Raw genomic sequence first — 11345 nt, 5'->3', positions numbered from 1 at the left:
CCACCTGATTAAGCCATAATTAAGAAAAGATCAACATATATCCGTGGTTTTTTGCGTAAGCGGTCAGTGATGATCAAACTCTCCTGAATGCAGAAGCCCCGATCAACGTTGATTGGGGCTTCTGGTTTAAACCGAAAATGAACAGCCTTCTTACATACCCTGTGTATCGAACTGTACTTTGTCGAGGGCAAACAGGGCCTTCTGACCCGCTTCTGGATTTACAAACACCAGATAGAGTTTATGCATGCCCTGCACCGGCTGACGGAATGGAAGGTTAACAGGGCCGGCTGTTCCGGGTTTCACGTCTACCTCGCCCAGCAGTGGCCCCGTTGGAGAATTGATCCGCGCTTCGAGCTTGCCACCAACAGTCTGGGTAGTCGACGCAAATACCGTTGGCGAAATTCCCTCAATACCCGTCAGGTCGATGTCGTTAAAGGCAATGTAGCTTCCCGATTTGGTACCAATAGCGGCTGGACCAACCTTCGGCATGTCGAACTGGAAAATGTCCCGTTTAGCATCGGCCGTTACGGCTTTCACCGATGGCGAACGAAGCGCCACAGAGGTCGACCCGGTCAACGGACCAATCACGCCATTGCCCCGGTCGGTATACGTGGCGGTCAGAATATACGAGCCATCCTTTTTCTGCGCTACGGGCACGTAGTCACCGGCAATTGGTTTGCGGTTGGCGGCTTTTTCATCAGCCAGCGAGAGGATGTACCCAATCATATCGGCTACTTCGCTTTCTTTCAGTTGTGGGTGAGCGCTCATGGCCTGTTCGCCCCATACGCCACCGCCACCAGTGATTACCTTACGGATCAGTTTGCTCTCAGAACCCGTGCCTTTGTATTTTTTCGCTACATCGATGTAAGCGGGTCCAATCGACTTCTGATCGATAGTATGGCAGGCTTTGCAATCGCTCAACTCAATCAATCGTTTGCCTGTTGAGGAACCCGTATTAGCCTGGTGGCCCTGTGCCAGCATCGTTTTGTCGAACCCTTCGAGATAGTCAATCGTCATGGTCACATCGTCGGGACTGATGCCTTTCTGTAAAGAGCCATCTTCTTTGTCCATGACCTTCACCGCGTATTTCACCGGCTTGTTGGGGAAATAGAAGGTTTTGTTACTAGCCAATGCTACCTCAACTTTAGGCTCGTCGTTTCCTACTTTAATGTCCATCGTCTGGGTCGACACATTACCGGCGGCATCGGTCACTTTCAGCGTAGCAGGATAAACGCCCGGCTTGCTAAACGTTACGGTTGGCGAAGCGGCAGTCTGTTTCGGCATATTTTTGCCAAATGACCATTCATACTTGAGTGCATCGCCATCGTAATCCATCGACTTAGCCGCATCGAACTTCACCGTCAGCGGAGCTGCGCCTACTTGCTTATTGGCACTGGCTACAGCGATTGGCTTCCGATTGCCCGCGTTGTACGTAATCCGCGCCAACCGCGCATCGGCATTCGCGCCAAACCATTTCTGACCATATTCAATCGTATAGAGCGAACCATCGTTGGCGAATTGCATATCGATGATGTGCGAAAATTTCGTGCTCGGCATAAAGGTTTCCATCTTCACGAAATCGCCGTTTGGCTTCATGGTCACGGGATGAATCCAATCACGAATCCAGTCGTAGGCAAAGAATTTACCGTCGTAGTGGCGCGGGAATTTCACGGCTGTTTCTGGATAATCGTCGTAGTAGTAGACTGGTCCACCCATCGCGTTCCGGCCACCTTTACCGACTATTTCACCAAACTCCGGCGAATCGGCATAAGGGTAATAGATATAGGCTTTCTGGGCAGGTGGCAACTCTCGTAAGCCTGTATTATTCGGCGAGTCGTTGATGGGGTGTTGCGGATCAAACAGGGGACCGGTTGTACTATCGGCGAAACTGCGGGAGTGGTACGGGCGGTTATCGGCCACAAACAGCGGCCAGCCAAAATATCCGGCCTGACGCGCCTGGTTCATTTCGTCGTGACCACGAGGACCGTATTTTTCACTGTTGTTACCGGCGTCAGGACCAACTTCGCCCCAGTACAGGTAGCCCGTCCGCTGATCGACCGAAATCCGGTACGGGTTCCGATTCCCCATCACGTAAATTTCGGGTCGGGCTTTTGGATTGCCTTTCGGAAACAGGTTGCCTTCGGGAATGGTATAGGTTCCGTCGGCTTCGGGGTGAATACGGATAATTTTGCCACGTAAATCATTCGTGTTGCTGGAGGTCAACCGGGCGTCCCATCCTTTCCGACCGGGCCGTTCGTCAATCGGTGCATAGCCCTCTGAGTTAAATGGGTTGGTATCATCGCCCGTCGACAGGTATAGATTCCCTTTGCGATCCCAGGCAATCGAACCGCCCGTATGACAGCAGCCGTCGCGCTTTACCGGAATGGTAAGCAGCACTTTTTCGGTATTCAGCAGAACGGTATCCCGGACATCGTCATACACAAAACGCGACAGATGCTGAGCGGTATCAGCTACTGTCGCGCCAGTCAAGGGGGAGTAGTACACGTAAATCCACTTGTTCTGCTTGAAGTTCGGGTCGATGTTCAGCCCCATCAGGCCGTACTCAAACTTGTTGAAAACCGGGAAGTTGGCAACTACTTTAGTCTTTTTTTTTTGCGGATCGTAGACCGTCAGTTCGCCTTTACGCTGGGTATACAATACCTTCCCGTTGTCGAGTACGGCTAGTTCTGTTGGCTCGTCCATTCCCTGAACCAGCACTTGCTGTTCAAATCGGTTTTCTTCCGGGAAAGGCATCGTTTTGGCCTGGCCGAATTTCAGGCTCGACGCCATCACCGACTTGATACCGCCCAGAATGTGCTGAAGAAACATTGGGTCGACGTACGATTCGTCGGTGTGGCCGCCACCCGTATAGAACGCTTTACCGCCCTGGAAATCGTGATGCCAGATGAACGGGTGATTATCGCCGTTTTTACCGCCCTCGTAGGTTTTTTCGTCCAGCTTTCCCAATACTTTCAGATCGCCCTGAATGCTTTTGTAGTTGTACCATTCGTCCCAGCGTTTCCAGCGGTCGGGCAGCATTTTGGTAGCCGGGTGACTTTTGTCAACAATCTCGATTTCAGCATTTTGCTGCTTGGGGTGGCTCAGGAAGTAAGCGCCCACCAGTTGATTGTACCAGGGCCAGTCGTACTCGGTGTCGGCGGCAGCGTGGATGCCCACAAAACCACCACCCGCCTGAATATAGCGTTCAAAAGCAGCCTGTTGGGCATCGTCGAGTACGTTACCCGTTGTGCTGAGCCAGATCACGGCACCGTATTTTTTCAGGTTGGCTTCGGTAAACTTGGAGGCATCTTCGGTAGTATCAACCGCAAAGCCATTTTCCTGACCAAGTTTCATAATCGCCGTTTTGCCCGCAGGAATCGACGAGTGACGGAACCCTTTCGTCTTCGAAAACACCAGTACCCGGTTTAGGGCAATGGGAGCCTCAGCCGATGCTGTAGCCGGTTTAGCAGCCACCGCCCGTCGAGCAGTCGTTTGTGCCCAGGTAGCCGTAGGCAACTGGGCAATGGCGGTTGTCAGCACGCCCGCCAGTATAAGTGCGCGGGAGGGAAACCGTAAGTTTTTCATAGGTTTTAATGTTTTAAGCAGGCTGATTGGAAACTACGATTCGTTGCCCAAAGGGTAACTTTTAGAGGATTAGATTGTCTTTTAACCAGTAAAAACAAAAATAATAAAAAAGCGAATGCTAATGGAGCAGGCATTCGCTGATAATAAAGGTCAGTTTGACACTAATCTACTTTCTTAAAAACCATTGTGGGCTTGCCATTTTGCAACAAGGTCAGTTTTCCCGATCCAATCTGGTAGCTGAAGGGGGCATTCAGTGCAGTCAGAAATGGGCCTTCCAGATCTCCGGCAGCTCCCATACAGGCCATTTTAGTAGTTACTAGTGGTCCAAAGATAATCTGGCGAGTATCTGCCTTGATAGTCCCGCTCAGTCGATTGCAACCGGTTGTACCCGTTACTCGACCTTCGGTCAGCGAGATTTCCAGCCGTGGAACTTCCCGTCGCGATGCATCGGCCTTGATCGATTGTCCCTGAAACTCTGTAAGAACCCAAATATCCTGTAGTAAAGCCAGCTTTTGGAGTGATACCCCACATCCTATGTAATGTTTCCCATGATTATCAACCTGAACCCGGTAGTCATACAACTGACCAGTTTTGGCATCCACGCAACTGTCGGGCCGAAAAATGATAGTAAGGCTACCAGCCCCTAAGGGAGCATTGTACCGAAGCACGCCATCTGAATCCGCCTGGCGTTCGGGAACAGAAGTTGTCAGACTATCTTTCTCCGATTTTAAAAAGAGCGTTCCTTTCGACGGATTGATGGTCAACGACCAGGCCGGATCAGTGCCCAACGCGACCAATTCATCACCACTTTTAAGGTAACGGCTGTAATCGGCAGGTGGCCGGATGGGCGTGAGCATGGCGGCAAACTGCGTAGACGGACGACGACAGGCAGTAGCCAATAAGAGAATGCCAAACAGTAGCGTACGCATGGCTTTGGGTGTAATTAACTTTTCAATAAGACCGCGTAGGAGTCAAAAAGTTTAGTTGTCCCTTATGATCTGAATGTACGTAAACCGCAAAGCCACCATAGACGCGAGGTATATAAACTCGCGTCTATGGTGGCTTTGCGGTTTACTTTACTTACGCTTACTTGATCAAGTTCATTCCCCTTGATAAGCCTGTTCCAGCATAGCAATGTCGAGCTTGTTCATTTTTAGCATGGCCTGCATCACCCGCTTCGATTTTTCCGGGTCTTTGTCACCTAATAGCTGGCCTAATTTTGACGGAACAATTTGCCACGATACCCCAAACTTGTCTTTCAGCCAGCCACAGGGGCCTTTCTCTCCACCCTCGGAGAGCTTTTCCCAATACAGATCGACTTCCTCCTGTGTTTCGCAGTTTACAAAGAGTGAAATGCCTTCGGCAAACTTGAAATACGAGCCGCCATTTAAAGCGGAAAACTCCTGTCCATCCAGTTGGAATGTAACCGACATCACGCTACCGGCCGGAGCAGGAGCACCTTCACCGTAATGCGAGATGCTGGTAATCGTTGAATTGTTGAAGAGCGAGGTGTACAGCCGGGCTGCCTCCTCAGCCTGATCATTAAACGTCAGGAATGTGGTGATTTTCTGCATGTTGTTTACTGGTTTATCTGGTGAACTACTAGACAAAGATACGGCCTATGGTCTCCATGGCAGGAGGGGCAAAGCGACAGATAATAGGGCAATTACGACAAGTAGCTAAGCGAAAGCGCGAACGAATGAAAGAGCGTTTCTCCGGCAGGTTTCGCTCTTTCGCTCTTTCACTAACTTAGGTAACAATCTACAAACACTACAGATGCATAACGGTTGATAGACGTACTTTCGATAAGGCGACACGTTATGAAAAAAGGATGGATAATTGCGTTGGTCATTTTACTGCTCGTAGTGGCCGGAGGCTATATATGGTACACCCGATTAAGGCATGAAGCAGCCTCCGAAAAAGGGCCTTACGACAACACACTGAAACCTCGGTTAGAATTGACTCGTTTCGATATCACCAACATAAGCGATGAGGCCGTCGACCTGAACATGTATATGCTCATCGATAACCCGCTGCCGGTTGGCTTCAAAGCAAGTCAGCTAGACTACACGGTTTTTATTGCCAATACTCCCGTGGTAAAAGACTCTTACAAAAAGCCCATCCAGATTAATGCGGGCGATAGTACACTGATCAAACTACCCGCGAAGCTAATGCTCAAAACAGAAATGAACGTTTTGAAAACGCTTGAACGCAAGGGGATTGACAGTACGCTCTATAAAGTAAATTCATCCTTCGCACTCGATATTCCGATCCTGGGTGAAAAGACATTTACCACAACCATAGAACGGCGGTTCCCTACTTTTTTCATACCAAAGATTAAGATTGAGGACATTGACTTTGGGCCACTGGGGCTAAAACGGACGGATGTTGCCGCTAAAGTAGCTATAACCAATAAGAACAGATTCCCGCTCAACATTACCGATGCCCACTACACAGTTACGATCAACGGCAAACAAATCGCGGAAGGCGATCAGCCGGAACCGATCCTGATCAAACCGCAGGCCACCACTCCCGTTATTTTCCCGGTCACAGCACGACCCGGCAAAACCCTAAGTGTACTGCCCAGAATGCTGTTCGACAAAAAAAACACGCCCTATGAAGTTACTTTCCGCTGCAAACTAATCGATCGCAAAAACGACCCTATGCTTCAGCACAGCAAATTTGCATCAACCATCCGGGGTACGCTGGACGATTTTAAGAAGCTGAAAAAGTGAACAACAAAAGCTTTACGATCCACTACTTCGTAAACAAATACGAGTCAAATTCTACGAAATCGCTGGCTTTGATATCAACACCCGAAACAGTATTGCCCTTGACCGTAAATTTCGCCGGGAAAATTCCATATGCCTGATTCGAGTACATCAGCCGGAAGGTATTATCGTCCATGTAATCGAGCCGGGCCGTTAAGTTGGGGTGATGTTCAAAGGAAACTTTCAGTCCATCGCCCTCGGTTTTGATCGATACGGTGCCATAGATCGGGTTGCGGTAGACCCCGGTATAAGCCGACAATGGTAACGCCGGTTTGGTCTTTTTCGCAACCCGATTGGCCATTACCTGCAATTCATCAGCCTGCTTTTTCGCTTCAGATCGGGCACCGGGCAGGGAAAAATTACTTCGGTTTGTATAGGGTACGCCCAGATAGGCATCCAGAATCTGGTAGCGAAGGGCTTCGAAAAAGTTCTGATTATCCTGATTGGTTAAAATCGTAATCGCCAGTTTTTCTTCGGGAACAAAACAGGTATTGGTAACAAAGCCAAACGCGCCCCCGGTATGCCAGTACACCTGCCGACTCGCATAGTCGGTCATGAGCACACCCAGACCATACGTACGCACATGCGTTGGAAAAACGCCCGATTTGCGCGTCGTCAGGATGGTGTTGCCGTCGCGGGTTTTCTGAATTACCGACCAGGGTAAGATGCGTTTTCCTTCAAATCGACCACTATCCAACTGCATCATAAGCCACTTGCTGATATCTTTTACGCAGGAAACCAGACTACCCGCCGGAGCCAGGTTGTCGATATAGTCGTACGGTAAGCGTCGTAATGGGCCAAAGCTTGTCGTGTAGGGTCGGGCTATGTTTGGCCGGTTTTCGGCACCGGTGGTAAGTGTATAGGTATTGGTCATACCCAGCGGCTTCATGATGTTACTTTCGACATACTGCTCCCATGGCTGGCCCGTAACTTTCGCCAAAACCTCGCCTGCCGTTACAAAACCGGAGTTGCAATAGCCGTAGTCCTGCCGGAACTGCCCTTCGGGTTTAAGCAGACGCATTCGGCGGACTACTTCGGCACGACTGAGATTGCTATTCCAGAACGTAAAGTCGCCCTGAAATGTCTTGGTACCCAGTCGATGGCTAAGTATGTCCCGAATCGTAACGAGTTGATTGACAGCGGGGTCGTATAGTTTATAATCGGGCAGGTACTTCGTCACGTTATCGTTCAGCGACAGCTTCTTTTCATCCTCCAGCTTCGCTATAGCCGTTCCCGTAAACAGTTTGGTATTGGATGCGATGAAAAAGAGCGTGTTCTCATCGACTGGTTCCGACTTGCCGACCTCCCGCACGCCATACCCTTTCGAAACCACGACTTTCCCATCTTTCACAATGGCAATAGCCAGGCCCGGAATCTGCCAGTCGGCCATTCCCCGTTTGATGTATGCATCCAGGCTATCGGAAATAAACGAAGGAGGAGTCTGAGCAAATGTCTTCGATAGCAGACAAAGAACGAGCAGGAATGGAATGGGTCGACGAAGCATGGCAGGAGGGACTGAATGAGCGTTATAGCAATGCAAGATACGTTACTGTTTCTTCCATTAATCGTCTGTATCCAAACTTACCTATACAAATATGCTTAAACCCGATTTTACTTTATATCTGTGGAATTTCCTTGCCTTCCTGTTTTGGGGCCTTACGACCGCAACCCTCATCAAATTATTGATTGTGCTGTTTAAAGCCGACCGCTTTATGGATGAAGTGCGGGATTATATCCGACGTCAGGAGTAAACTACCGTACTATCATCACGCGCTTCGTCATTGTTCCCTGGGTGGTTTCAACGCGTAGAATATAGTCACCTATTGGTAGGTTGCTCACATTTACCTGAAGCGATTTGGCTGTTGGCCGTTCCGCATCGACGGATATAAAGCGGCCCTGCATATTCACCATTTGCAGTGATTTGACACCCTGAGCTAGCCAGTCAGACTCCAATACTACTTGTGTCGAAGCGGGGTTTGGGTATAATTTCGTTCCATCGCTAAGTGGCTCGGTCCCTGTCACAACGGCGGGCGCACGAAATACTGTAGCCACCGGAAAATCCCTGAACAACGAAGCCGTTTCGGTTGTGGCATCGGTGCCAAACCAGTCGGTCAGAATGGCCGCATACACCTGCCGGAAATCGGTTTGCATTTTGAGGTTGTTATTGTCCAGATCGCTAAGGTTTGGATTCTTGCCCACCATCGGCGACTTAATGGCCGTGCCAAATACAAACATAGGAGCCGATGTGCCGTGGTCGGTACCGTAACTGCTGTTCGAAATAGCCCGTCGACCAAATTCCGAGAATGTCATACCCACCACCCGATCTTCCAGTTTCAATTGCGCCAGATCGGTCTGGAACGCCAGCATGGCGTCGGATAGTGTTTTTAACAGATTGGCGTGTGTGCCCGTTGTCGTATCGGTGGCCACTACCTGAGCGGCATGGTTGTCGAAACCACCCAATGTGACATAATACACTTTCGTCTGGAGCCCCCCGTGAATCAGCCGGGCAATTATTTTTAACTGCTCGGCCAGTGCATTGCCGGTCGGGTACGTAGCCAGGTTTTTTCCTTTTCCAGCCGCCGTTTTGATCTGCCCGGCATAACTCACCGAACTTGCCTGCTGTTGTCGAATAAACTCGATTTGCTGACCTGCATAACCTGTCAAATTGGTACCCGGTGCATTCGGTTTGTCGCCTACCAGCCGGGCAAAGGTGTCGGGGTCCTGCAAGACAATCGCCATCGAATCGGACGGGCCAAGCAAGGTTGTCGCCGTCACATAGCCAATCTGAATGGCTGGCGGGTCAGGCATTTGTGTATTTGGGTAATTGGCCGGAAAATTGGGGAAGCGTTTATCCAGATACCGACCTGCCCAACCTGAATCGGCGGTTTGGGTCGAATCGACGGCCGTCATCCAGATGTCGCTGGCCCTAAAGTGGGAGAAGTCAGGTGTTGGGTACGATACACCCTGCACAATACTCAGTTTGCCGTCGTTGAACAACTGATGCATACCGGTCATGGCCGGATGAAGGCCCGTTCCGGGATAATTTTTCAGTCGAAGAGCTTTATCTTCAGGTATAGCGATATTCTTCCGGAAATTGGCTGAGGTGTACACACTCATCTGATCGAGCGGTAGCACCATATTCAGTCCATCATTCCCGCCCTGCAACTGAATGATCACCAGCACCCGGTCGGTCTGGGCTGCCAGATTCACTAATGAATTGATAAACGATGATGATCGGGCAAACGCTCGGGCCCCGAAGCCATCGATCATGACCGGCAGCAGCGACGAAGCTGCAAACTGAAGAAAATTACGACGCTTCATAGGGAATTAATTTTGAATGCTTCAATGATAGAATGATTGAACAGGTTCACTTGCTAGTTATTCAATCATTCTATCATTGAGGCATTCTATCATTGAATCTGGTACTCGGCCATTCGGAAGATATATTGCAGAAACGTGGTCAATTTCAGTTGGACAGCCTGTTTTTTGGCCGCATCGTTCGGGGCTTTGCTATAGTCGTTCCATTCTGCCGTCCACTCGTAACGAGGTAAGTTATTTAGCAAAACCGTATCGGTCAGAAAGTCTTTCTGAGCCTGGTCTAGTGGCACCGCTATTAGTTGCGCGGTCATGTCGTTCACCAGCTTAGCTGGGTCAGTTGGGTCCGAGAGCGTTTTGGCGTAGGCCAGTACGTCAATGACGCCTTTACCGTTTAGTTTTAGGGCGTTGGTCGTAAGCGCATCTCCGAAAAAACCGCGCAGGCCGAGGGTTGTCGAGTTGATCCATTGCTGGTAATAATCGGTCTGGTAGTAGGCCGTCCAGCCAAAGACGGTAGGAGGATTCAACAAATCCTGTTGCTGCTCCTTCACCCGAGCGTAGCTATAATTGGCAATCTGGTAATACCCCGTTATGTTTTGCGTCGGGTCGGGGGCCTGTAACCCCCAGAACCGAAATGTCCCAATCACCAGATCGACCGGTGATTTGATCATCGCTCCCTGCAACGCCGAATCATAAAAATGCTGACTCTGCAACAAGGTCGACATGACGGGTTTTAATTCGAAATTAGCCTTTCGAAACAAATCGGCAAGCGGAACAATTACATTCGTCTCGACATCAGGTGTAATATCGAAATTGACAAACCAGCGGTAGATCCGACGGCAGATATACCGGGGCGTTTCGACATTCTTCAGAATCATATCGAGCAGGTCATTCAGCTCGTCGATACCTGCATTTGTTCCCGAGCGCCCTTTAATGACCGTGTTCTGATACGTTGCCGAAAAGGTTTTGTCGGTCGTATCGTGTCGATTTGCTCGAAACGTACTCCCAATCGTTGCGGTCGATGCATCGCGGTAACCAGTATCAGCCCAACCCGTCAGGGCTTTGGCGGCCGTCCGGACATCATCTTCTGTATAGCCTCCGTTTCGGCCAATGGTGAATAGCTCCTGAAGTTCACGGGCATAATTTTCGTTTGGTGTACCTGCTACGTTCTGATTGCCGTTCAGAAACCGCAGCATAGCCGGGTCCTGCGTAATTGCAACGGCAAACGCCTTAAAATTCCCCAGAGCATATTGCCTCAGCAGCGTATTATACCGATACATATACCGATAATCGTTCACCGTCGAGTCGTTGGTGACGAAGTGATTCGACCAGAACAGCGTCATTTTTTCGAGCAGCGATACCGGCTGATTGAGCATCAGATTCGCCCACCAAAGTTTCACGTAGCCTTCCAGTTTACCGGCATTCGTCTGATCGAAGGGCTGGTCGGTAAACGTCTTACTGGTGGCGAGGTCGAGTGGGGGAGCGGGGGTAGGCTGATCGGCCAGGAGTTTGGCGACGATTTGTGCGGCTGTTTGGCCCGTAAGCGTCTTAAGCTGATCAGGCGTAGGGCCGAATGTAGTCCGTCGGAGCAGGTAAGCTACCTGAGCAGATGTTAAGGGTTTCGTATACGCATCAAGTAGAGCCACGACATAAAAGTAAATAAAGGGTTAGCCT

Annotated in this window: 8 protein-coding genes; 2 read left to right on the top strand and 6 right to left on the bottom strand. The window is 50.0% G+C overall.

The genetic code is table 11. From position 1 onward, the window contains the following. Positions 1 to 150: 150 nt before the first annotated feature. The 3 genes from ACYVFD_RS32915 to ACYVFD_RS32905 form a co-directional block, all read right to left on the bottom strand. A complete protein-coding gene (locus tag ACYVFD_RS32915; RefSeq protein ID WP_461094785.1) occupies positions 151 to 3585 on the bottom strand; it encodes a ThuA domain-containing protein in 3435 nt (1144 codons plus the stop codon). Positions 3586 to 3746: 161 nt separating this feature from the next. Then, a complete protein-coding gene (locus ACYVFD_RS32910) occupies positions 3747 to 4514 on the bottom strand; it encodes an META domain-containing protein (protein WP_461094784.1) in 768 nt (255 codons plus the stop codon). A gap of 171 nt (positions 4515 to 4685) precedes the next feature. After that, positions 4686 to 5159 (bottom strand): VOC family protein, encoded by a 474-nt coding sequence (locus ACYVFD_RS32905; RefSeq protein WP_461094783.1) that lies wholly within the window; start codon positions 5157 to 5159, stop codon positions 4686 to 4688. A gap of 246 nt (positions 5160 to 5405) precedes the next feature. Here ACYVFD_RS32905 and ACYVFD_RS32900 point away from each other — a divergent pair, with 246 nt between their 5' ends. Then, the gene (locus ACYVFD_RS32900; protein WP_461094782.1) at positions 5406 to 6320 is read left to right on the top strand and encodes an LEA/WHy family protein; all 915 of its coding nucleotides are present in this window, start codon (positions 5406 to 5408) and stop codon (positions 6318 to 6320) included. A gap of 22 nt (positions 6321 to 6342) precedes the next feature. On the opposite strand, the gene ACYVFD_RS32895 is transcribed toward ACYVFD_RS32900, so the two are convergent. After that, the gene (locus tag ACYVFD_RS32895; RefSeq protein ID WP_461094781.1) at positions 6343 to 7860 is read right to left on the bottom strand and encodes a serine hydrolase; all 1518 of its coding nucleotides are present in this window, start codon (positions 7858 to 7860) and stop codon (positions 6343 to 6345) included. 91 nt (positions 7861 to 7951) lie between these two features. Between ACYVFD_RS32895 and ACYVFD_RS32890 the strand changes: the two genes are divergently transcribed. Beyond that, a complete protein-coding gene (locus ACYVFD_RS32890) occupies positions 7952 to 8107 on the top strand; it encodes a hypothetical protein (protein WP_461094780.1) in 156 nt (51 codons plus the stop codon). Position 8108: 1 nt separating this feature from the next. Here ACYVFD_RS32890 and ACYVFD_RS32885 read toward each other — a convergent pair whose 3' ends face one another. Then, positions 8109 to 9677, bottom strand: a complete 1569-nt coding sequence (locus ACYVFD_RS32885; RefSeq protein WP_461094779.1) for a DUF1501 domain-containing protein — start codon at positions 9675 to 9677, stop codon at positions 8109 to 8111. Positions 9678 to 9766: 89 nt separating this feature from the next. Next, positions 9767 to 11317 (bottom strand): DUF1800 domain-containing protein, encoded by a 1551-nt coding sequence (locus ACYVFD_RS32880; protein WP_461094778.1) that lies wholly within the window; start codon positions 11315 to 11317, stop codon positions 9767 to 9769. Between the last annotated feature and the right edge of the window lie 28 nt (positions 11318 to 11345).

It is taken from the genome of Spirosoma gilvum (assembly GCF_054776815.1).
Note: the sequence above shows the minus strand (reverse complement) of the source record. Positions and strands in the feature narration are given on the sequence as shown.

What these genes read in the sequence shown, in the direction of transcription:
- ACYVFD_RS32885 (WP_461094779.1), bottom strand. Translation starts at nt 9,677, where the DNA reads ATGAAGCGTCGTAATTTTCTTCAGTTTGCAGCTTCGTCGCTGCTGCCG.
- ACYVFD_RS32905 (WP_461094783.1), bottom strand. Translation starts at nt 5,159, where the DNA reads ATGCAGAAAATCACCACATTCCTGACGTTTAATGATCAGGCTGAGGAG.
- ACYVFD_RS32910 (WP_461094784.1), bottom strand. Translation starts at nt 4,514, where the DNA reads ATGCGTACGCTACTGTTTGGCATTCTCTTATTGGCTACTGCCTGTCGT.
- ACYVFD_RS32895 (WP_461094781.1), bottom strand. Translation starts at nt 7,860, where the DNA reads ATGCTTCGTCGACCCATTCCATTCCTGCTCGTTCTTTGTCTGCTATCG.
- ACYVFD_RS32900 (WP_461094782.1), top strand. Translation starts at nt 5,406, where the DNA reads ATGAAAAAAGGATGGATAATTGCGTTGGTCATTTTACTGCTCGTAGTG.
- ACYVFD_RS32915 (WP_461094785.1), bottom strand. Translation starts at nt 3,585, where the DNA reads ATGAAAAACTTACGGTTTCCCTCCCGCGCACTTATACTGGCGGGCGTG.
- ACYVFD_RS32890 (WP_461094780.1), top strand. Translation starts at nt 7,952, where the DNA reads ATGCTTAAACCCGATTTTACTTTATATCTGTGGAATTTCCTTGCCTTC.